Origin of the sequence: Vibrio coralliilyticus (genome assembly GCF_024449095.1) — a bacterium.
In the GTDB taxonomy this organism is placed as follows: Bacteria; Pseudomonadota; Gammaproteobacteria; order Enterobacterales; family Vibrionaceae; genus Vibrio; species Vibrio coralliilyticus_A.
Genome location: NZ_CP024628.1, coordinates 693,999 through 717,280 on the forward strand (window position 1 = coordinate 693,999; position 23,282 = coordinate 717,280).

Here is a 23,282-nt window from a genome sequence, read left to right on the forward strand (position 1 = left end):
AGGAACACTCATGACAGCAGTTCTGGAATCAGTACGTAAGGTATACCAGTATGCGGAGCCCAACTTAACGCTAGTGGGATGGATGGGGCTGCTTGGCTTTCCGACCTATTACTATGTCTGGTCGTATCTATTTCCACAACCCTATGAAAACCTTGCTTTAAGATTACTTTGCTCCGCATTGTTTGCGGTGATCGCGTTTAGGCACTCGTTGCCTAAGTATCTGCAAAAGTACATGCCTCAATACTATTTAGTATCTATCGCGTTTTGTTTGCCTTGTTTCTTTAGTTTCATGATGTTTATGAATCAGTGGTCTACGATATGGGCGATGTCTTTTATGGCGTCTATATTTCTCCATATCTTATTGGTTCACCAGACACGTTTGATGTTACTGCAAGCCGTATTTTCACTGTTGATTGCGTTTTTCGCTGTTTATGGGTTCGATTTTTCTTACGCCATCGAACAGGTTGTTTGGCCTTACATACCCATTTTTTTGTTTACTTATGTCTTTGGTAATTTGTTCTACTTCAGAAACCAAGTAGAGCATGAGAGTAAAGTATCAATCGCGAAATCTTTTGGTGCTGGCATCGCGCACGAGATGCGAAACCCTCTCAGCGCTCTAAAGGCTTCTTTTGATGTTCTCAGCTCTCTTCTACCTGATGATAAGTCAAAGTACTCAGACTTTTACCCAATGTCTCATCAGGAGCTGACTATCGCTAGAGAAGTATTGAGTGATGCTGATGAGGTCATACAGTACGGTAACGAAACGATAGACTTATTGCTGACTTCAATTGATGAAAATCGCGTTTCTACCTCGACGTTCAAAAAGCAATCACTCAAGAGGGTAATAGAAGATTCTCTCGCTAGCTTTGCCTATAAAAGCTCTAAAGATAAGCAATCTGTCCAGTTTCACTGTGAAGAGGACGCCGCTTTTTTTGGCAGTGATACCCTCATTAAATACGCATTATACAACTTGCTAAAAAATGCTTTTTACTATCAAAGTGGTGAAGATTTTAGAATCAATATCGAATTAAGGTGTTATGAAAAATACAATGTCATGACCTTTCGGGATAATGGTGTTGGTATTGCTCCGGATGTGCTAGAGAATATTTTTAAGGACTTCTATACCTTTGGTAAATCTGGGAGCTATGGATTAGGTTTGCCGTTCTGTCGCAAAGTGATGCAAGCAGTTGGCGGTAAAATCAGCTGTCAGTCGGTGCTTAATGAATGGACGGAGTTTACTTTGACCTTTCCAAAGTACCAATCAGAAAAAGTTGACCATATAAAATTGGATCTGATGAAATCTAAATCAGCACTCTATGTTGGTGATACCAGCGTGATTTCTCGTCTTCTTAATGAGCAATCATTCTATAAAGGCTTCACACTCAATACTGTTGATATTGAGCTCGCCAATAGCCGGGAAGAATACGAGTTTGAATATGATCTCATCTTTATTGATTTGGATGCTGTGATTACGTCTCCAAATCAGTTGGCAGCTTTAGAAAATAAACTTCACTTTACCGAAGCACGGATTGTATTCCTATATGATGAAAACAACCGTTACCACAATGATATTGAAAGGCATTTAACTATTTACCCAGTAGAAAAACATCGCATGTTGCTTGAGCCTGGTCGTGTCTTGGATGAACTCTTCTTTGAGTCACCAGAACCGGATAGAAATCTGCTCCCTCGTAAAGAGGTACGTGTTGGTAAAACTATTGTTATTGCCGATGACAATCACTCTTTACGTACTTACACATCAATCCTGCTTGAGCAGCAAGGATTTGAAGTGATACAGGCGCAAAATGGTCAAGAGGTGTTGGATAAACTACAGAACAATTTGGTTGATTTAGTTCTTATGGACATTGAAATGCCACAACTCAATGGGCTAGATGCGGCCAATGCGATTCGCTCTTCTGATCGTGAATATGCCAATGTTCCTATTTTAGGGCACACCGGGGATTCAACATCTGGCGCTATTGATAAAATCCATGAGTCGGGGATGAATGATTATATTATTAAGCCAGCGGGAACTGAGGTATTGCTAGATAAAATCTCTAATTGGATTTAAGGCTAAGCTCAAGGGCTGAGGTTAGCCTTTATGTTGTCTAAATAAAATACATATCTGGCTGTTCATTAACCAGCTTACAAGTATTTATTATCTGATCTGCATCCGATTTAGTGGTGGAGCTATTTAAAGATAATCGAATTATATTTTTATTTGCTGTTGTGGCTGGTCGACAAAATACAGCACCAAAAATACCGTGAGACTCAAGAAAATCGCGTACTCGCTCTGTATTTTTTTCGTCACCGGTTTCAAGAGCAATTATTTGTGTATCGCTACGAATTGTTAAACCTATACTTGATAAGTTCGTTTTTAAATAACGACTTATTTCTTGAAGGTAATCCCGCTCATTGTCATATTTCTTTATGACGTCCAACGTTTTATCTAATCTGTCCAGTTCATGTGGCAACATCGTCGAACTGAAAATAGCAGGATAAGCGACAAAGGGAATACAATCATTAGCCTGATTATTACACCAAATCGCCCCAGCTCGATAAGCGAATGTTTTTGCGAGACTCGCGGTCATGAAATCGACTTGGTGGCTTAGCTTAAGCGATTTAAGCAGCCCAGCCCCTTGCTTGCCATGGGTGCCTAAAGAGTGTGATTCGTCAACGACGATTGCGCAGCCATACTCTTTGGACAGTAAGACAATGTCAACAAGGGGTGCCATGGTTCCAATTGTACTGTATACAGAGTCAACTAGAACGATACCAGGTCCGTGTCTATTAATCAGCTTATCCAGATGCTTAACGTTATTGTGCATAAAAGGGTGGATATTTGCCCCCGCAATTCTTGCTCCTTCCCACAATGACATATGTGCAAAGAAATCAATATAGACATTGGTCTCGCTATCACAAACAGTTTGTAGTAGTGCTGTATTGGCAGCCCAACCAGACTGAGAGAGCAAGCAAGACTTAAACCCCACATACTCGGCCAATTTTTTCTCTACTTTGGGTTGAGACGCTTCGTCTCTGAGAAATATCCCTGACATGAAGGGGCTGTTTTTACGCGCCAATATTGAATTTACATGATGATCAATGATTTCAGCGTTATTGGATAAATCGAGATAATCATTACTCTGTAACACGAGGTCATTGTTACTTGGCCTAGCACCTAAAACTAAGTGTTTTCCGTTTTTGTTTTTACGGACAAGATCATCCAGATAGTGTTCTATTTTTTTACTTATAAAATCTGGCAAGGGTGGGTAATGGTTAAGCGTATTCATAATAAATATCCTTTTTGTATAAACCAGTGCCAGCTGACAATGGGATATATGAACCAAAATGGATATAATTTCGACACCCAATATTTATTAGTTTGGAGTCTGTTGCAAATAAAATCATCAACTATAATAACTGATGAAATCTATCTATACGCTGATCCAGCTTACTCTTTGTTTTTAATTGTATTTTTTGCTATTTATTCAGTACGAAATGCTATTTTTATAAATCTTCTTTTTTGCGTGTGACAAAAATTTCTGGCCAATACATTTTGATATAGCCAACTAAAACCCAAGCTACCAGTCCTGTGGCAACACTGAGCTCGAAAAATCCAAATTTGTGAAGCCAGTGCCAATGTGGATGATATTGCTCGAAAAAGCTGGTGAGTCTATGCATGGCAATCGCACTAATCACGGAGGGGAAAGTCACTGCAGCAATAGAAGGCTGAAATTTTAATCTCATCAGCCGGAAGTAGCAGAGGTAAATGGTCAGTGTCATTGTGATTGCAATTCCAGCTAATGCTCCTGTCAATATAGGATCGGGCTTCTGGAAATTAACCAAATAAGTCGCTAAGGAGAGGTTTATTGGTGCAGCCATGATGGCCAAAGTTGGCCTTGCTCGACGTGGCAACATTCCTTCAAACATCAATCGATATAACACCAGTGGCAGCATAAAGAAGTAGATGGTGATACAAATACTGACGAGAGTTTCTGAAAAAACAGTATGTCCAAACTTGGTTCCTGCCAGTGAGCTACTGATTAGCCCAACGGGGTAGAGAAACCAACTGGGAACAATGTTGGACACTTTGAATCGAGTTATCTGGAAAAAGAAGAAAAGAACCATCATGGTGATGTGCAGCAATAAAGCGGCAAACCATAATGGGTAAGCAATCAAAGGGGATATCACTGCCAGATAGTCACATAAGATAAGTAATGCCATACTCATTGGAGCCATCAAGCTACCGCTGAGAGGGTTACGTATGTCATGGATAAAGGTTCTGTAGTTACTGAAATACTTTATCAATACAGGAAACAACAAGACAGCGCCACCTGCGGCTAAGTAGGGACGTATAAACACACCAATTTCAGGAAGGTATAATGCCCATGCATGTCCAAGGCCAATCATCCCTAATGCCAGTGCGGCTTGTGATGGTGGCACACTTTGAAATTGTATGAAGCGTCTCCAGTTCAACTGCTTATTCCTGATTAGCTTGAAATTGATGATGAGGCGATGAGTGAGAGTAATACTCTATGCTACAAATATCTTAAGGCTCAGGATCATATCAAGGCAGTTGGTGACTGCGCAATTATCATTTGGTGTCGCAGGGAAGGTCTTCCTGTCTCAACTTCTCATTTTTTAATGTTCGATGTAACAGTTGGCTATATATTGGCTGTCCACCTAATAATTGAGCGAAAATCACCGCCCCTAAACAGGTGATGATCAGGGGTAAAATAAGATAGTAATTGTTAGTCATTTCGATAACCAAAAGGATTCCGGTAATCGGAGCACGAACGGTTGCAGCAAACAGTGCACCCATTCCAGCTATGGCAAACATCCCTGGCGAGATCATCAGCTCAGGCATTAGCCCTTTAGCGATCAGCCCGAAAGCATAGCCAAATAAAGTGCCTAGCGCGAGCATAGGGGCGAAAATACCGCCTGGTGCCCCCGATCCAAAACAGATCAGAGTGGTTAAAATACGTGCGACAAACAGCATTAAGAGAACTGTCGCTCCATAGCCACCATTAGTGATGGTTGGGATAAGATCAATACCTCCACCTGTCACTTCTGGCAAATAGAGCAACATGATGCCAAAGAAGCCACCAATACAGCTACCTGTAATGAGATAACGCTTCCGATCGTTCCTATGTAGCTTCACAAAGAGATCTTGGGATAATGTGACAAGACGATTGAATACAACCCCGAACATGCCAAACATTGCGCCTAAAAGTAGGAATAGCCAAAGGGCTGCAAGTTCTGGTGGTTGGTATTGAGGCATTGTGATGACAGCGCCTTGTCCGTTAATGGCACGAAATACAATGTTGGCTGTAATGGCTGAAATGATGACTGCTCGTATTGAGATGAGCGAATAACGAAATTGAGGCCTCATTTCCTCGACGACAAACATGATTCCTGCGAGAGGAGCATTAAAAGCGGCGGCTAAACCTCCAGCTGCACCGGAAGCCAGTAGGGAGTGCTTAGTGTCGTCATTCTTAACCTGAAAAATATCTGTCACCATACGGCCAATGGCCCCGCCCATTTGTACTGTAGGTCCTTCTCGGCCAAGCACCATACCTGCGCCAAGTGCGCCCATTCCTCCGAAAAATTTAACCGGTAGAACACGCCACCACCGGACAGGGCGGATTCCGTCCATCGCGCCCTCAATTTCGGGGATGCCTGAACCTGCGGCTTCAGGAGCAAAACGATGAACCAAATAGTAACCAATAAAAGCAAGCGCGGCGCTTATTAGGAAGGCAGAGAGCCAGAGTGGCAGCGCACGACCAATGGCTTGCTTTAGCCAGTCAGTTCGAGTTTCGGAGACAAAGTGCACCGCTATTTCGAAGAAGGTGCCTACGGTTCCAGCTAAGAGACCCACGATCAAAGAAAGGAAAAGAACGGAGAGTGGCGTTTTATCTTTTGAGAGAAACTGGTTGATAGCGTCTTTTGGCATGCTGGCTAACAGGGACTGCTTAATTTTCTCTCTTTTAGTCATATAGGTTGCACCCTTGTACGATTTATTTCGCCATTAGAAAAAATAATGTTTTCAGCAAGAATTATACGCTTGTGCAGGCTTAACTATAGCGTCAAGAATGAAAATTTGATTTTCAAATATGGAGGGAATACCAAGATCGAGAAATAGATAAGAATTGGCATGAGATCACGTTTCTTACCTTGCACTTTGGTGGTTTTGAACCATAGTTAAGGGGTAAGGCAATCTGAACCGACCCGCATGGAGGATTTGCAGCCTTACCTACAATTTGGATGGATTCAACAAATCTTTTTGTGATCCTCGTTTTATTATCAGGGTGCAGCCACAGATGGCCTTGATTCGCAGACTCACGATTGAGTAACGAGGGATAGGGCGCACTTAATAGTGCGCCTTTTGTCGTCTAGGGCTTAGCCTAGCTTTGCGATATGTTTGAGTACGGTTTCTAATTGATCCCATGGCAAAAGCTCGGTATCAATAACTTCCAGTCGACTTTCAAAACCTTCCAGTGACATTTGGTTCACCGATACGACACCATTACTGACATTAAATGAGTAACAACCTTTATCGGTATTCATGACGCCTTTTACTCGCTCTGCTGTTAAATCAGAAAGCATTGAAAACAGTTCATCAAAATCAAACGTAACTTCTGCTCCGAACAGCCAGCCACAGCTAAAGTAACCTTGCCCTTTGTTTTCTTTACGCATCATGGTTTGATCAGGAGCGAGCGCAAACTGAGGCTCAGCTTCTGCATGTTGATGATGGTGAGCCTCGATATTGTCGGACGTCGTTGGGTTTCGTCTTGGGTTATCGAGAAGTTCGATAGGGAAGCGCCCCTGTTTGACTAACTGGCTGTATATTTTGGGTGGATTTTGATCCGCCACCCAATCGTTAAACGCATCCACATCGCTGACATGGCACTCATCGACTTTATTGCCGATGACGATATCTGCAATACTGAGCTGGTCAATGAAATTCTGATTTTCAAGATATTTAGGGCGTGAAAGGTTACGAGGATCGACGAGTCCAATTGTCGCTCTGAGATCAATGTAATCTCTGAACTGAACAGATGTCAGAGTTGCAAGTATCTTATGTGCATGGCCTAAACCTGTGGGTTCCACAATAAGTCGATCTGGTTGCGTGCGAAGTAGAGCGGTGATTGCGACAGAGGTAGGAACTCCAGCGGCACAACACATGCAGCCCCCGGGCACTTCTTTGATCATCGCTCCTTGCTCGGTCAACATCGCCCCATCAATACCGATTTCACCGAACTCGTTAACCAGTACAGCCCAGTTCTCATCGGCTGGCTTCTCTTTTAGAAGGTTTAGAATAGCGGTGGTTTTTCCGGTACCTAGAAAACCAGTAATGATATTGGTTGGAATTTTCATCATGCAACACTCTTGGATAAAACTGCATTGACTATATCAAAAGATGTGTGGAAACGAGCATAAAAAACGGCGGTAGATACCGCCGTTGTTCTGTCTATCTTTTGTTTTTGAGGTAACGTTTTCTACGTTCTTCTTTTTTCTTGGCTTTTTCTTCGGCTTTTCTCGCCGCTTCGATTTCGACTTCAACAAGCTCTTTAGTGATCATTTCGGGCAGCTCAAGCGTCACTTGTCCTAATGTGCCATTACGTAGCTCGTGAAGTAAAATTTCTGAACACTTGTGTAGATCAACTCGCCCACCCGAACGTAAAGCTCCTCTACGGCGACCAATCTCTTCCATCAGCTCTATGTCGCTTTCAGGCATTTCTTCGATCTGATAGCGTTCCTTCAAACGTTCAGGGTAGGCTTTTGCTAAGTATTCGACAGTGTAAAAGGCGACCTCTTCATATTCCATCGCCGTGTCCTTAACCGCTCCGGTTGCCGCCAGGCGAAATCCACTGTGTGGGTTTTCAACTTTAGGCCATAAGATTCCTGGTGTGTCAGACAAGACGATACCATTTTGAAGATTAATACGTTGTTGGCGGCGAGTTACCGCTGGCTGATTGCCTGTCACGGCAATCGTACGACCCGCTAGCGTATTGATAATGGTCGATTTGCCTACATTCGGTATGCCCATGATCATGGTGCGAATGTTTTTACCAATTTCTTCACGGTGTGGGGCTAACTTACGACAAAGCTCGAGGATTTTATGCACTTCTTGTGTGTTAGAAGTGGTAATGGCCATAGCTTTGACGTTGTGCTCTTTTTCGAAGTGATCAATCCATAATTGTGTTAGCTCTGGGTCAGCAAGGTCGCGTTTGTTTAGTACTTTTACGACAGGCTTTTCACCACGGATTTCAGAAATCATTGGGTTCTCACTACTGAATGGGATGCGGGCATCCAGCACTTCGATAATGACATCCACTTGAGGGATCGCTTCTTCAATTTCTTTGCGGGCTTTGTGCATATGCCCAGGAAACCATTGAATTGTATTGTTAACCATTTGAAAATATTGCCTTTTTATTTAATGGTTTAATCTGCTGTGTGATTTTAAAAATAACAAAGCATTGGCACATCACAAGCTTAAGAGGCCAAACTTTACGCCTAGCAGATTGACTTGGTCGCAATCTTATCACTGACCGGAGTTTTCTCATAACAAAGGCCTAGATAAACCAACTTGTATTTCTGAGCGCTTGTTTCCGCTCAACGGAGGAAGAAGGCTTAGTCTGGCAAACTAGTCGGTTTATTATTATGACGGCCAATGCATTAGATACTGGTTTAGTTACTTCATAATGGCAGTTGCTTCTTCTGCCTGTCTGCGACTAATTCTCTTACCGCTTGTTCCAGTTGGGGGAGTAAATGCCTGTTGGAGATATGAATATAGTGGTAGAGAGGTTCATAGAGTACCGCGCTGCTTACCGGTTTTATATCGGGATATTTTGATTTCAGGACATCGTAAACAGCTTCAGGTGCTAGCCACAAATCAGCGCGACCTTTGCTCACCATTAGAGCGGCTTGCTCGGCATTCTCGACTAGAAATAGACGTTTGTAGTCTTTGACCTTGTCAACAAATCTCATTCCTAGTTGAGAGACTAATATTTTACCGGATACTTCTTCTAGGCGGTTATAAAACTGGCCTTCGAACCCGTACACGTAAATGCTGATGTAGTAGAGAGGAACGTCTACCTTGAGCATATTTGCATCATTGGCGAGATTTGAAATTCGTAAGTCTAACCCTTGATATCGTCCTTCACTGACTGCTCGTATGGCTCTTTCATTGGGTAAGTAAGCAAACTCGACATTGATTCCCAATTTGTTGTAAATCTGCTTTAAGTCATCCACTAGAGTGAAGCCCACGACCTCATTCAGCGTCTTACTTTGGTAAACTTCACCAATGGCGATAACGACAGGTTCTGAGTGAACCGGGCGCATAAAAAGCAGGAGGGAGGTTAACCAACAATAAGAGAAAAACTTGGTAAGCATTATCGAGATCGCTTCTTATGGGTATACCACTTATATAGTCCATTTAGAATGGAAGTTAAATGAAGGGCACTCCAATATGTGTTTACTTTTAACTTGAGTCAGAAGAAGGCTTAGCTTGCCGCCATGATACGATAGCCGTTTCTTCCTTCCTGCTTGACCATATAAAGGGCTTGATCCGCAAACTGGAATAAACTTGTTAAGTGTTCATATGACGTTATCTGCTTTGAGGTCGCCCCCGCGCTTACAGTAATAAATGGACTTGTCGGTGAGTATGCGTGCTCAATAGCCAAACTGCTGATTGCTTGAACTAGTTGATTAAGGTATCCATTAAGATCCAACTCCACGTCACTAGCAAGAATCACACAAAACTCCTCACCACCGTATCGGCTGACTAAATGCTCATAGGGTGATTCGACGGTATTTAGTGCTGCGGCAATATGACATAACGCATGATCACCTGCCATGTGGCCGTAGTTATCATTGTATTGCTTGAAATGATCAACATCGACAAGTATGACACCGATTTGGTGATAGCCTAATTCTTCAATGAAGTGTTTGGCCATCTCGTACAGATGACGACGGTTTGCAATCCCTGTTAATGGATCGATGATAGATTGTTTTCTGAGCAATTCCCGTTTTTCATCAAGCTCTGTAATTAAGTTGTTGATGTCACGAGCGAAGCCCCTCATCTCCTTAGAAATAAAAGTCGCTTCGTTGGGCAGCATGTCACCGGATTTTTGAAATTGACGCAGCGCTTTTTGTGCATTTCCAAGTGGTTTGATCAATTTGGAAACTACGGTTAGGTTAAACGCAAACATGACCAGCGCAAAGCAAGCGAGTACGCTGGCTTCTGAGAAAGTGAGAAAAGCAGGATGCTTTTCACTGTGAGTGATTTCGATAGCGATATTATCACCATCAAGAAAGTCATCGCGATATATAATGGATACGTTATTTGGCAGGGTACTGTGGACAGATTCATGCTCGCTAAGTGGATGAACAGTAATCTTTACACCCGTGGCAGCTTCTATTTCAGAGATAAAATCATCACGAATTTTACGAATAAAGACGATATAGCCAAAATTGCATGACTTGCCATCGCTCAAGCAAATTCGAGCTGAGGCGAGTATATAAGGCGAATTTTTATATACCGCATACTGGATATGTGAGGCAACCTTAGCGCTTGAGGCATTAATCGATTGCTCAAGCAGTTTACGCACAACTTCAGGGTCATTGAGAGCAATAAACTGCTCTGAACGGATGCGACCATCTTCGTACAAAGCGCTCCATGTGACGTCTAGCTGATCATTAAAAATGATGATGCCGTTAAGCAGCTTAGATTCAAAAGCGTGGGGCCCAATACTATCTTGGATAAATGAGTCATTCGGATTTTGAACGAATTGCGCTAATGTTGTCCAGGCAGCGTAATCTTCTAAGGAAGCCCTCAGTTCAAGTTCTTCCATTTTTAGAACAGTTTGTACGCGTTCAATTTCGAGGCGTTGCCGTTTCTGTGATGCCTCTATCGCAAGCTCGTGACTCCATAATGCCTTAAAAGAAAAGTAAAACATTAGAAATAAGAGAACGACAGAGATAGAAACCAGAATGGTAAGCTGTTTGAGACTGAAGTGTTTTAATTTATACACTAATAAAGGGTTACCTGAGAAACTGAGCAAAATTGCACCGTTATTGTAGAGATCATTTTCTATTTGAGCCAGTAGTTAACAGATTAGTTAGTTGAAATAGAGAGGAAGTGATTGTGTTTAAAACAAAAAAACTCATCAAATAATCCAAAAGTGTTACATGAGATCACTTTAATATTTTGTCATGATTTGAATTATTGTTTATATTTCCGTGCCATATAACTACAACAAAAGTTTACCCTCATGAGTGCTAACCAAACTTCGTCAGACTGTGAAACTCTTCTTGATACCAACGAACAACTTGTCTCAACAACCGATCTTAACGGCGTTATTACCTACAGTAATGAAGCCTTTTGTCGTATAGCCGAATTCACTCAGGATGAGCTGCTGGGTCAAAATCACAATATTGTACGCCATGATACGATGCCAAAGGCGGCATTTGCCGACATGTGGGCAAATCTTAAGCAAGGCAAAGCTTGGCGCGGAATTGTAAAAAATCGTACTAAATCCGGTGGCTACTACTGGGTGGATGCCTATGTTACCCCGATTTACGAAAATGGAGAAATGACTGGTTATCAATCTGTGCGCGTTAAGCCTAAGCGAGAGTGGGTTATGGTCGCAGACAAAGCCTATCAATCATTGCTAAAGGCAGAACGTTCAGGAAGAAATTGGTCATTGCAAATCGGCGACTCACTTCGTTATGCCATTTTACTGGGTTCTCTTTCAGCACCTGTTATAGCGAATTTACTGTCACTGGAAGGTGGCGCAAGCTGGTTGTCTAGCTTCCTACCGCTTTCTGTCGTTGCTTTGCTCTTTAGACAGGAGTTAATTGACACGCCAAAGCAACTGAAAGAACTCCAGTCTAAGTACGACAGTGTTAGTCGTTTGATTTACTCCGGGAGCAGCAAATTTTCTATCGCTGACTTCCATATTAAATTACTGTCTGCACGTATTCGCACTGTGTTAGGTCGTATGACGGACTCAGCTAAGCCTCTTCAGGATTTGTCGGACGGTTTGAGTGCAACAACATTACAAGTCACCCAAGCGTTGGAGCAGCAGACTAAAGACATTCGTCAAGTACGTGAGGCAACTGAAGAAGTGGAAGCGTCGGCCAATGAGGTGTCAACCAGCACACATGAGGCACATGACCTTATTGATGTGACACTAAAAACCTGCTTATTGGCAAAAGATACGATCGATAAAACACATGACAACCTCGAGCAACTAAGCGTGCAAGCAGAGAAAGCGACGAATACCACTTATCAACTGAGTGAGCAGGCTCAAAATGTTAGCCAGATGATGCAAGAAATTGGTGGAATTGCGGAACAAACGAACTTATTGGCTCTTAATGCAGCGATTGAAGCGGCTCGGGCTGGTGAGCAGGGGAGAGGTTTTGCTGTTGTTGCAGACGAAGTGAGAGCACTGTCTGGCAGAACTTCAAATGCGACAGTTCAAATTAAAGACAGCATTGAAACTATGCTGACCACTATAGAGAATTGGCAACGTGACATCATCACTAACCGTGAACAAACGCAAGCTTGTGGTGCAGTTGCAGAAGAAAGCGCTAAGCGTTTATCTGAAGTGGAAACCATGATGCAGTCAATGAATCACTTAATGAGCACAGTTGAAGATGCAGCGAATAAACAACGCCAGCTGTCTGGGGATGTCAATCTACACATTCAGTCAATTGCCTCCGCCGCTGAGCAGAACTTAGCAGCAACACACTCTGTAAATCAGCACTCACAAGAATTGCGGAATCAAGTTAGAGAGTTTTATCAGTTGGCCCAGCGTTTTGAAGAGAAATAAAAGCGCCCTGCTAATCAGCAGGGCGATAGTCATGGCTGAACGCTTTTATACAAATATCGTTGACACGTTGCCTCACTGACTCGCTTAAGGAGCTGTGAAATGATGGCGACTACGATCAATGCAAAGGCCAGTCTTCCCCAGAATATAGTGATAAAATCTGCGCCAATTAGGAGCACAAGGATGGTGTCTTCAATCATGCTATGAGCGAGATTGAGTAGCATGACAGCGGTAAAGACATCTCTCGCGGCTATATGCCCGCGTTTGGCTTCGTTGATCAACAGGCCACCCCCGAAAGAAATGCCCAGAGTAATGCCAATAATGGTCATGTTGGTGGCTTCTCTACTGATGCCAAGTGCTGAAAGTATCGGTTTCAGCGCGACTGCCATTAACTTTTCAACGCCTAGTAGCTTCAAAACTCTCAAAGAGAAGAGTAATACGGCAATGATAACGAAGATGGCGAGTAAATTTTCCACTTGAGACCATGCCCATTCTAGATGACTTTGTTCTGGTGGAATCTCGGGGTTCCAAACGATTTGTGCAGGTGTGTTCAGTAGATCTCCAAACTGGTAAAGCTGATGAAGAAGCCAAGCAAAGAGCAAACCACCACCCACTCTGAACAGTGTTGTGATCGTTAGGCTTACTCCTGCTCGTTTGGCTATTGCAGCTTCAATTGGTATCGAATGGGCTATGAGCATTAAAGAACCGAGAATCGATACCTGAGCAACGGTCAGCTCACTATTAGTGCCCATAAAAATCAACAATCCGGCGTACATATTGGTCAGTAAAGTTGTTGCCCAAACCAGCCCCATTTCATCGGGCAAACCGATAAGGTTCATCAAAGGGCTAAGCCATTCGCTTAGCAGAGCAATACCGCCGAGCTCCTCTATTCCTTTAATGACGATGATGATAGGAATCATCACTTTGTAAAGTGTCCAAGTGACATCGAATATTTCTTTAAGGAGATCGCGAAAGAATTTGCGTGCGCTTTCCATGATAAGTTCCGCTTAGAATAATTAGATAGCTCAAATGCTAATAGACTTAAAAGAAATTTGGAGTTCAATTTTCTAGGTAGATGTAAGTTAAAATTTCTTTATTATTTAACTTTCGTGTTAAAGTTTTCCAAAAATGGCTTTTTAAGAAATTATGGAAATTGATCGTTTAGACAGGAAGATTTTAGCGATTTTACAGAAGAATAATCGCATCGCGAATGTCGAGTTGGCAGAGGAAGTTGGCTTGTCTCCACCCGCTTGTTTGAAAAGAGTAAAGAGGCTGCGAGAGGAAAAGGTGATTATTGGTGATGTGTCGATCATCAACCCTGAATTGGCTGGAAATAAGATGAACTTGATTGTTTCCGTCGAAATGGAGCGGGATAGACCTGATATATACAGTGTTTTTAGACAGTCAGTAATGAAAGCCCCCGAAGTGACTCAATGTTATCAGATTACGGGTGGATACGACTTTATGTTGGTTGTGAGTGTGCCAAACATTAGTGCTTATGAGAAGTTCATTGAACGCGTGTTACATCAAGATAAAAATATTCGAAAGTTTCAGACGTCTGTCTCTACTCGCACCGTCAAATTTAGTACCGAAGTGAATGTCGAAGAGATTGAATAACGCCCAGTCCATTTACTGAGCTGGGCTTTTAGAATGTAGGTTGTGTTATATGTCTGGTTTTTAATAAAGTGAACTAAACTCTTCGATACGTGGTTTGCCACGTAAAAGGAGAAAGTTTAAGAACCTTGCAGTTGAGGTTGTAATGACTTTCTCTTCAGCAACCTTGTGTTGTTGAAGTAACTTCTTTGCTAAATCTAGCCTTGCGATTTCATGGCAAAAGTGAGCATCAGAGCCCGTTGTAAAATAGACACCTACTTGTGAACCTAACTCAACAATTTCACTGCAACGTACGTCACTGCCTTTACGGCTTTTGCCTGTTAGGGAAGTGTTGTTTACTTCAATTGCAACGTTATGTTGCTTAGCGCATTCAAGGACCGTTCTGAGTTCAAATGGGTAATTAGGATTACCAAGGTGGCCGAGCGCGTCGACTTTACCACTCTCAATAACATTGATCAGAGTTTGAGTATGCTGACGGGTGGTTGCCGGTTTGTAGACAGGCTCGTGAAAGCTCGCGATTACCCAATCTAAATGTTGATATGAACTAGGGGGGAGATCGAGATCGCCTTCAATATTAAGTGTATTCGCCTCGACGCCACGCAAGATACCGACTTGATGAAGAAAGCGGGGCAAAATTCTTTGATTATTAAAATACCAGTAGTGGGGGGCACCTGGCATTTCAGGAGCATGATCCGTGGTGCAAAGAAGTTTTAGCCCCTTGTTTTTGGACTCAAGGGCATTTTCGATGATTGTGCTGTAAGCATGACCACTTGCGATAGTATGAGTGTGGCTATCAACAACGATGTTCATACTGCCTCCTTAAGGAGTTAATTGATTTCAAACGAACCGTCTTGGTTCATGTATAAAGTCAGATCGGCCGGTACCGAACATGAGAGAACTTTATTCACATTGATGGAATCAGAGCTTTGATAGAAGGCTTTTGCCTCTTCAAGACTACTGCCACCACGGACCTTACGGTCAATGAGTCGCTGTTCAAGAAAGACTGGGTCGGTATCTATAGCAATGGTAAAGTCAGCTAAATCGTGTAGTCCATTCCATACCGGCTCATCAAGCAATAACCAGTTACCTTCAACGATAATGACGTTGTTTTTGACGTGGATAGAATCATCGACTGGATCATGTAAGTTACGATCATAATAGGGCCAAAGCGGGTCACCTGTTTTGAGCTGTTTTAATTTACCGATCAGTTCCGTTAGGTTGAACGTTTCATAGGATCCTTTGATTTTACGTAATGGGATTAACTCACCATCACGTTCAGTCATATTGTTATCCAGAATATCATTGGGGTAGTGGAAGCCATCAAATGGTAATACCTGAATAGGTTCAAGTTGCGAATCTTGGTATGAAAGGTACTCCCAAAATGCTGCTAGAGTTGATTTTCCGCTACCGGGAGGGGCAACTAAAAACACGACCACGCGTTCCTGCTTTTGTTGATATAAGCGCGTGAACTTTTCAACTAATGGCTTGTGAACGAGTGAGACATCACTGTCAGGAAAAACGGCGTGAGTGTCGAAGCCACTCACATTCAATGTGACTTTCATAGCGGGAGCCTTATTCTAAAATCTCTTTCTCGACTCTTTCGAGTAGCATCTCACAAGAGAGTTTGAGTACCGTTTTTATTAGAGACTCATAACGCATTTGTGAGAAAGACTCGAATGAAGAAAACTTAAGCTGATTGATGGAGTCCAGATAAAAACTGTCTTCACCTTTAGTTAGGGTCGATTGATTGGTGATGAAGTCGTATACCATGTCATCGTCAAATCGCAGTTTAGTTGGCTGTTGGAGCGCATAGTCGAGCATTTGGTCATACAAGCCAATATCGGCGTATGTTTCGAGGGATATTTTCCCCATCGCAAATACGAGTTTAGAAACCACATCGGTAGTAACCAGTGGACCGTCTTCTTTGATTAGCGGTGCGACAGCATACTGCATGACAAACTCATCTTGAACGAAGACGTTAGGCAGTAAGCTCTTCAGCTTTAAGTTAATAATCTTATTTGATACTTGAAGAAAGCAGGTAGCGGTTTCACACTGCTCCATAGCATCAAGCAATTCTTCTTCTCGGGACAAACGTTGATTAACCTTTTTAGAATGTGGCAGCTCAAGGCTACCACACGCTACGTCTTGCCTAAACGGTAAGACTGACATCATAAAACTCAAGTAACGCTTTTTCTGCGTGCTCATTCCAAACGTAGTTGCTCTCGGCCAAAATGGCATCTAGTTCAACAAAGAATGGGTCCACGTCAGCCAGTGAACGGAAGTTATCGATCGCTGTTAGCGGCATATCAATATGGGGGTAAATCAGCTTTTTCCCTCCTGGGATATCTAACTGGTTTAAAATAGTATGCGGAGCCGATTCTAGACCACCGACATGAGTGATCATGAACGATGGGTTGATTCTGTTTTGCTCTGATAGCTCAATCGACTCGATCATATCGCCGGTAGAACCTCCTGATGTCCCGACGATGTGGGTTGACTCATAGTGCACGTTGTAGAAATTAAATGGCACCTTGAATTGCTTATCAGTCGGCCCTGCAAAAAAGTTTAGGCAGCCATCATTGCCAAGCAATTCGTCTGCCTGCTCAAGGACTTGTGTGACTGCTGCGTAAACCATCACATCATCATAACCTTCACCTTGGTTAAGTTGCCTTAAATACTCAACGGGATCGTCAAGTTTGGCGGTGTTAATGTAATGAAGTTCAATGCCATTTTCTTTGGCGGTATCGACGGGAATGAGACTCTCAGCCCGTGCCAAGCGCTGCTCATCAATGTCTGTGACCACAATCAGGCGAGGTTTTACTGGGCCGTTGATAGCATAATCAATAGCGCCTATCCCCATCGGTCCTGCACATGCAAGTAAGGCTAGTGAGCCATTAGGCTTAATACCCATTTGGTGTTCATAGACATAAGGGGTGGTGTGATAACTAGCATGGTAAGCCCCTATGATACAGGACATAGGCTCGGCGAGTGAGGCATTGGCAAAATAGCTACCTTGGTACGGTAATACGCAGCCGAGTTCGATAGCAACCTTAGGGATGATTGAATAAGTTGCATTACCACCAAACGTTTCATAACTGTAACCGGCAGAGTAACCTGTTGGTAGCCCCATGGCTGGTTGTAATACGAAGGGTTGGCCCGGTTGGTATTGGTCGCGTAGATTTGCGCCGACCTCGATAATGATACCCGCGTATTCGTGCCCAGTCATGACTGGAACTTGTTCAATATTATCTGGTACGCGTTTGTGGTTGCTGCCAAGAAGAGCGGCTTTGTATGTCGAGAGACAGATACTATTCGAAATATTTTTGACCAGTAACTCGTCATCTTTAATCTTTGGAAGATCAAACGTTCTTAAACGAACATCTTTCTCGCCACAAATAACAGCTGCGGTAGTTTGAACCATGGTTTTCTCCCGGGTATTGGGGCCAGGGGCCCCAGCAAATTTGAAAAATTAAGCTTGTTGACTGATGGTGTTGATTAGGTCATCGAGCGCTGGATCATGAAGGAAGTTCTTGATAGTGATGACTGGCAATCCAGTTGCAGTTACGGCTCGACTTTCAAGGCTTTCGTGGGTCACCACTATGTCAGCATGTGCTGGGACTTTTTCAATCGAAAAGTTCTTCACTTCAATGTCATAACCAGCATCGCTCAGTTTTTTCCTGAAGGTGGATGCTCCCATGGCACTTGAACCCATACCCGCATCACAAGCGAAGGCAACAAATTTGATTTTCTTCGTTTCGACAGTTGTTTGAGCGTTAGCCGTAGTGACACTACCTTCCGCTTTCATTTCTTTCATGTCGGTCACTGACTGTTCGAATTCTTTCTCTGATTCCTCGTTCTTGCTCATTTTTAGAATGGCACTGGCAACAAGGAAAGATACAATCGTTGCTGTGGTCACACCGGCAATGGTTGCGATGAAGCTGCCTTTTGGCGTCAATGCTAGATAAGAGAAGATAGAGCCAGGACTTGGACCTGCAACCAAACCACCATCAAGAAGGTTAAAGGTGGCGATACCCGTTGCTGCGCCGGCAATCATGGCAACGATCATAATTGGCTTCATTAATACATATGGGAAGTAAAGCTCATGGATACCCCCAAAGAAATGGATAATAATCGCACTTGGAGCAGAACGCTTACTTAGCCCTTGGCCAAATTTCGCATACGCAAGCAGCATACCAAGGCCTGGACCTGGGTTAGATGCCACCATAAAGAAGATTGACTTACCTGTTTCCGCAGCAGCTTGCAGGCCTAATGGATAGTAGATGCCTTGGTCAATAGCATTGTTGAGAAACAACACTTTAGCTGGTTCATTAATAACAGCCAGTAAAGGAAGGAAACCCGTTGCAACAAGTGCTTCGATGCCAGATTTTACAAAAAGGTTAGCAGCAGTTACCGCAGGTCCCACGATCGCATAGGCAAAGAGGCACATGACCATGCCAAAAATACCTAATGAGAAGTTGTTTACGACCATTTCAAAACCGGATGGAATCTTATTTTCCAGTTTTTTGTCTATCTGGACAATTACCCAGCCACTTAGGGGACCCATGATCATTGCACCAACGAACATAGGAATCTCTGCACCAGCAATGACACCCATAGTACCAATAGCGCCAGCAACGGCCCCACGTTTGTCTCCTACAATCTGACCACCCGTGTAGCCAATAAGTAAAGGCAGTAGATAAGTGATCATTGGGCCGACAAGTTCACCAAAATAAGCATTTGGTACCCAACCGGTCGGAATAAATAGTGCCGTTATAAAGCCCCAAGCAATGAAGGCTCCAATATTTGGCAACACCATGGCGGTCAAATGACCTCCAAAAGCTTGCACTTTAGCTCTTACATTTGTTGTCACGTTATGTTCCTTCGGGTTAGTAGTTTTTTATAATATTTAGTACATCTTGTTTAGAAGATGCAGCAGCAAGTTTAGCGATATTTGCTTCGTCAACGAGCATTTCGCTAAGTGCTTGAATAACTTCGATGTGGGTGTCTGAATCTTTAGCGGCTAGTGTTAATAGCACGTTGGCTGGCCCCATTTCAGATCCAAAATCTACGGGTTGAGTAAATACATGAATCCCTAACCCTGTCTTTAGCACTCCAGCCTCAGGGCGAGCGTGAGGCATGGCAATACCTGGACAAAGTACGTAGTATGGGCCATTATCAACCGTTGATTGAATGATTGCTTTTGAGTAATCTGCGGTGACATAACCTTTTCTTTCAAGATATCGAGTAGTAACGTGAACAGCGTCCTCCCATTGGTAATCTTGATGATCGATGACATCGATAAGGTCGTGGTCGATTAGGTCATACAGCATGTTAGCTTCCCATGTATTGCGTTATTGATAGATACATTATCTTTAGAGGCCGGTTATTTGGGAATAGAAGCTTTTTTGTGATCAGATCGACATTAAATCTTGCGTCAAGTATTTTATTTTGCTAACTCTCACAATTTACTGCTGATTTTTTCTTTCATATTTTGTTTTTATTACAAGTCAACATGTATTTTGTGGGGTTTATCTCAATTTCATCTTTGTTTTTAAGTTTGTGAATTGTGATTATCCTCTTGTTTTGTTAGTTGACTGGTGTTTATTTGTGATTTGTTACTGGTCTTTTGGAAAGGAATTAGAGAGTTGATAGATGGGGCGGTGTGAAGTTTATCACGGTGTAAATTTATTAAGCCGTCTTGGTTGCTCACTTTCTTTAAGTTTTTTGCTCCAATTCGTGTATAAAAAAATGCCCCGCTAAGATAGCGGGGCATTGATTATCGAGATGTAGAGATTAATCTAGTAGCTCTTTCGCTGTGTTCACTACGTTTTCTGTTGTGAAACCGAACATCTTGAACAGTTCACCTGCTGGTGCAGACTCACCGAAGGTTGTCATACCGATGATACGACCGTCGAAACCAACGTACTTGTACCAGAAGTCAGCGATGCCCGCTTCTACAGCGATACGAGCTGTTACGTCAGAAGGCAGTACGGCTTCACGGTACTCAGCGTCTTGCTTGTCGAACGCGTCTGTTGCAGGCATAGATACTACGCGTACCTTCTTACCTTCAGCAGTCAGTTCAGCCGCAGCGTTCACCGCTAGCTCAACTTCAGAACCGGTTGCGATAAGGATAAGCTCTGGCTTGCCTTCACAATCTTTCAGGATGTAACCACCGCGTGCAATGTTTGCCACTTGCTCTTCGCTACGCTCTTGCTGTGCAAGGTTTTGACGAGAGAAGATTAGCGATGTTGGGCCATCTTTACGCTCGATTGCCAGTTTCCAAGCCACTGCCGATTCCACTTGGTCACATGGACGCCATGTACTCATGTTTGGCGTTAGACGTAGAGAAGCCATTTGCTCAACTGGTTGGTGAGTTGGGCCATCTTCGCCAAGACCGATAGAGTCGTGCGTGTACACTTGGATGTTCTGCACTTTCATCAGAGCCGCCATACGCATTGCGTTACGCGCGTATTCCATGAACATTAGGAAAGTTGCACCGTATGGTACGAAACCACCGTGTAGAGCAATACCGTTCATGATAGCCGTCATACCGAATTCACGAACACCGTAGTGGATGTAATTACCAGACGCGTCTTCAGCTGATACCGACTTCGAACCAGACCACATGGTTAGGTTAGAAGGTGCAAGGTCAGCAGAGCCGCCTAGGAATTCAGGTAGCATAGCACCGAACGCTTCTAGTGCATTTTGAGATGCTTTACGTGATGCAATGTTCGCAGGATTTGCTTGAAGGTCAGCAATGATTGCGTTTGCTTTCTCTTCCCACTGTGCTGGCAATTCACCGTTTAGACGACGCTTAAGCTCTGCCGCTTCTTCTGGGTACGCAGCTGCGTACGCGTCAAACTTCGCATTCCACGCTGCTTCCTTAGCTTCGCCTGCTTCTTTTGCATCCCACTGTGCATATACATCTGCTGGGATTTCAAACGGACCGTGTTCCCAACCTAGCGCTTTACGAGTTGCTGCAATTTCGTCAGCGCCTAGTGGTGCACCGTGACAGTCGTGTGAACCAGACTTGTTTGGAGAACCAAAACCGATGATAGTTTTAGTACAGATTAGAGTAGGACGAGGGTCAGCTTTCGCTGCAACAATAGCGGCATTGATCGCTTCTGGATCGTGACCGTCTACTGCAGGGATTACGTGCCAGCCGTACGCTTCAAAACGCTTAGGTGTGTCGTCAGAGAACCAACCTTCCACGTGACCATCGATAGAAATGCCGTTGTCATCCCAGAAAGCGATCAGTTTACCCAGACCTAGTGTACCTGCTAGCGAACATGCTTCGTGAGAGATACCTTCCATCAAACAGCCGTCACCCATGAAGGCATAAGTGAAGTGGTCAACGATGTCGTGACCTTCTTTGTTAAACTGTGCTGCTAGAGTCTTCTCAGCTAGCGCCATACCTACAGCGTTCGTGATACCTTGACCTAGAGGACCTGTGGTTGTTTCGATACCCGGTGCGTAACCGTACTCTGGGTGACCTGGAGTCTTAGAGTGCAGCTGACGGAAGTTTTTCAGATCGTCGATTGATAGCTCGTAGCCTGCTAGGTGAAGCAGAGAGTAAATCAGCATAGAGCCGTGGCCGTTTGAAAGCACAAAGCGGTCGCGGTCAGCCCACTCTGGGTTAGCTGGGTTGTGGTTTAGGTGGTCACGCCAAAGAACTTCAGCGATATCCGCCATCCCCATAGGTGCGCCTGGGTGGCCAGAGTTTGCTTGTTGTACGCCGTCCATGCTAAGAGCACGAATTGCATTTGCTAGATGTTTGCGATCCATAATAAATACCGATTATTAGATTGTTTCTTAGAAAGGATGTGAAGAGGGGAACGCAAACGTTCCCCTCTAGATATTCGATGGATTAAAGCTTAGCTTCAATCATTGCTTCAAGTTTGCCTTGGTCTACTGCGAAGTTGCGGATACCTTCAGCCAGTTTCTCAACTGCCATTGGATCTTGGTTATGATCCCATAGGAACTCAGCATGAGTCATTGGTGCCGGACGCTCTGCTGCGCCTTTAGAGTCAACTAGCTTTTCTACCACTTCACCTTCCGCTGCTTCGAGCTCAGCAAGAAGAGCAGGAGCGATCGTTAAGCGGTCACAGCCAGCTAGCTCAAGGATTTCACCAATGTTACGGAAGCTTGCGCCCATTACAACTGTGTTGTAGCCGTACTCTTTGTAGTAGTTGTAGATCTTAGTTACAGATAGCACACCTGGATCTTCCTGAGCTTCGAAGTCACGGCCTTCTTTTGCCTTGTACCAGTCCATGATACGACCAACGAATGGAGAGATTAGGAATACGCCGGCTTCAGCACAAGCACGAGCTTGGGCAAAAGAGAATAGTAGAGTCAGGTTACAGTTGATGCCTTCTTTCTCTAGGATTTCTGCTGCGCGGATGCCTTCCCAAGTTGAAGCCAGTTTGATCAGGATGCGATCATTTGTGATGCCGGCATCGTTGTACATTTTCACTAGCTGACGCGCTTTAGCTACGCTGCCTTCCATGTCGTAAGAAAGACGTGCGTCAACTTCAGTAGAGATACGTCCCGGGATGGTTTTTAGAATTTCTTTACCGATGTTGACTGCAAGCATGTCACAAGTATCTTGAACTTGCTGTGCTTTATCAGAGCTTTGCGCTTTAGCGTATTCAATAGAGGCATCGATTAGAGGTGCATACTCTTCGATTTGAGCGGCTTTAAGAATCAGAGAAGGGTTAGTCGTTGCGTCTTCTGGTTGGTACTTTTTAATCGCATCGATTTCACCAGTGTCTGCTACGACGGTCGTTAGTTTACGAAGTTGCTCTAATTTGTTGCTCATTTCGATCATCCTATTTA

General features: G+C 43.6%; 19 protein-coding genes. 3 read left to right on the plus strand and 16 right to left on the minus strand.

The window, feature by feature from the left end; all coding sequences use genetic code 11:
* Positions 1 to 10 precede the first annotated feature (10 nt).
* The gene (locus CTT30_RS18720; protein WP_252037488.1) at positions 11 to 2,068 is read left to right on the plus strand and encodes a hybrid sensor histidine kinase/response regulator; all 2,058 of its coding nucleotides are present in this window, start codon (positions 11 to 13) and stop codon (positions 2,066 to 2,068) included.
* Positions 2,069 to 2,105: 37 nt separating this feature from the next.
* Here CTT30_RS18720 and cqsA read toward each other — a convergent pair whose 3' ends face one another.
* The 7 genes from cqsA to CTT30_RS18755 form a co-directional block, all read right to left on the minus strand.
* Positions 2,106 to 3,287 carry an alpha-hydroxyketone-type quorum-sensing autoinducer synthase gene (gene cqsA, locus CTT30_RS18725; RefSeq protein ID WP_239864149.1) on the minus strand — a complete coding sequence of 394 codons (1,182 nt, stop codon included), beginning with the start codon at positions 3,285 to 3,287 and terminating at the stop codon, positions 2,106 to 2,108.
* A 217-nt stretch (positions 3,288 to 3,504) separates the two neighbouring features.
* Positions 3,505 to 4,473 (minus strand): TDT family transporter, encoded by a 969-nt coding sequence (locus CTT30_RS18730; protein ID WP_239864148.1) that lies wholly within the window; start codon positions 4,471 to 4,473, stop codon positions 3,505 to 3,507.
* A gap of 118 nt (positions 4,474 to 4,591) precedes the next feature.
* Positions 4,592 to 5,992 carry a H(+)/Cl(-) exchange transporter ClcA gene (clcA, locus tag CTT30_RS18735; RefSeq protein WP_252037489.1) on the minus strand — a complete coding sequence of 467 codons (1,401 nt, stop codon included), beginning with the start codon at positions 5,990 to 5,992 and terminating at the stop codon, positions 4,592 to 4,594.
* Positions 5,993 to 6,396: 404 nt separating this feature from the next.
* Positions 6,397 to 7,374 (minus strand): CobW family GTP-binding protein, encoded by a 978-nt coding sequence (locus tag CTT30_RS18740; RefSeq protein ID WP_239836350.1) that lies wholly within the window; start codon positions 7,372 to 7,374, stop codon positions 6,397 to 6,399.
* 94 nt (positions 7,375 to 7,468) lie between these two features.
* Positions 7,469 to 8,413 carry a ribosome biogenesis GTPase YlqF gene (ylqF, locus tag CTT30_RS18745; protein WP_239835148.1) on the minus strand — a complete coding sequence of 315 codons (945 nt, stop codon included), beginning with the start codon at positions 8,411 to 8,413 and terminating at the stop codon, positions 7,469 to 7,471.
* Positions 8,414 to 8,697: 284 nt separating this feature from the next.
* On the minus strand, positions 8,698 to 9,393 hold the full coding sequence (locus CTT30_RS18750) for a substrate-binding periplasmic protein (RefSeq protein ID WP_252037491.1): 696 nt from the start codon (positions 9,391 to 9,393) through the stop codon (positions 8,698 to 8,700).
* Positions 9,394 to 9,503: 110 nt separating this feature from the next.
* Entirely contained in the window at positions 9,504 to 11,033 is a 1,530-nt protein-coding gene (locus tag CTT30_RS18755; protein ID WP_252037493.1) for a sensor domain-containing diguanylate cyclase, read from the minus strand.
* A 240-nt stretch (positions 11,034 to 11,273) separates the two neighbouring features.
* Here CTT30_RS18755 and CTT30_RS18760 point away from each other — a divergent pair, with 240 nt between their 5' ends.
* Positions 11,274 to 12,836: a methyl-accepting chemotaxis protein gene (locus CTT30_RS18760; RefSeq protein ID WP_239864144.1), complete on the plus strand. Its 1,563-nt coding sequence runs from the start codon at positions 11,274 to 11,276 to the stop codon at positions 12,834 to 12,836.
* A 29-nt stretch (positions 12,837 to 12,865) separates the two neighbouring features.
* On the opposite strand, the gene CTT30_RS18765 is transcribed toward CTT30_RS18760, so the two are convergent.
* The gene (locus CTT30_RS18765) at positions 12,866 to 13,828 is read right to left on the minus strand and encodes a hypothetical protein (RefSeq protein WP_252037494.1); all 963 of its coding nucleotides are present in this window, start codon (positions 13,826 to 13,828) and stop codon (positions 12,866 to 12,868) included.
* A gap of 151 nt (positions 13,829 to 13,979) precedes the next feature.
* On the opposite strand from CTT30_RS18765, the gene CTT30_RS18770 reads away from it, so the two are divergent.
* Entirely contained in the window at positions 13,980 to 14,450 is a 471-nt protein-coding gene (locus tag CTT30_RS18770; protein WP_239835143.1) for an Lrp/AsnC family transcriptional regulator, read from the plus strand.
* Positions 14,451 to 14,510: 60 nt separating this feature from the next.
* On the opposite strand, the gene CTT30_RS18775 is transcribed toward CTT30_RS18770, so the two are convergent.
* The 8 genes from CTT30_RS18775 to tal all read right to left on the minus strand — a co-directional run bounded on the left by CTT30_RS18775 (position 14,511) and on the right by tal (position 23,265).
* A complete protein-coding gene (locus tag CTT30_RS18775) occupies positions 14,511 to 15,257 on the minus strand; it encodes a phosphatase (protein WP_252037495.1) in 747 nt (248 codons plus the stop codon).
* Between the two features lie 17 nt (positions 15,258 to 15,274).
* A complete protein-coding gene (locus CTT30_RS18780) occupies positions 15,275 to 16,009 on the minus strand; it encodes a nucleoside/nucleotide kinase family protein (RefSeq protein ID WP_252037497.1) in 735 nt (244 codons plus the stop codon).
* 10 nt (positions 16,010 to 16,019) lie between these two features.
* A complete protein-coding gene (locus CTT30_RS18785) occupies positions 16,020 to 16,538 on the minus strand; it encodes an MltR family transcriptional regulator (RefSeq protein WP_239865367.1) in 519 nt (172 codons plus the stop codon).
* Positions 16,539 to 16,596: 58 nt separating this feature from the next.
* Positions 16,597 to 17,868, minus strand: coding sequence for a zinc-binding dehydrogenase (locus CTT30_RS18790; protein WP_252037499.1), 1,272 nt, complete (start codon positions 17,866 to 17,868; stop codon positions 16,597 to 16,599).
* Positions 17,869 to 17,916: 48 nt separating this feature from the next.
* A complete protein-coding gene (locus CTT30_RS18795) occupies positions 17,917 to 19,317 on the minus strand; it encodes a PTS mannitol transporter subunit IIBC (protein ID WP_255906873.1) in 1,401 nt (466 codons plus the stop codon).
* A 16-nt stretch (positions 19,318 to 19,333) separates the two neighbouring features.
* Positions 19,334 to 19,777, minus strand: a complete 444-nt coding sequence (locus tag CTT30_RS18800; RefSeq protein ID WP_239864137.1) for a PTS sugar transporter subunit IIA — start codon at positions 19,775 to 19,777, stop codon at positions 19,334 to 19,336.
* Positions 19,778 to 20,240: 463 nt separating this feature from the next.
* Positions 20,241 to 22,232, minus strand: a complete 1,992-nt coding sequence (gene tkt / locus CTT30_RS18805; protein WP_252037501.1) for a transketolase — start codon at positions 22,230 to 22,232, stop codon at positions 20,241 to 20,243.
* An 82-nt stretch (positions 22,233 to 22,314) separates the two neighbouring features.
* Entirely contained in the window at positions 22,315 to 23,265 is a 951-nt protein-coding gene (gene tal, locus CTT30_RS18810; RefSeq protein ID WP_239838917.1) for a transaldolase, read from the minus strand.
* Positions 23,266 to 23,282 lie beyond the last annotated feature (17 nt).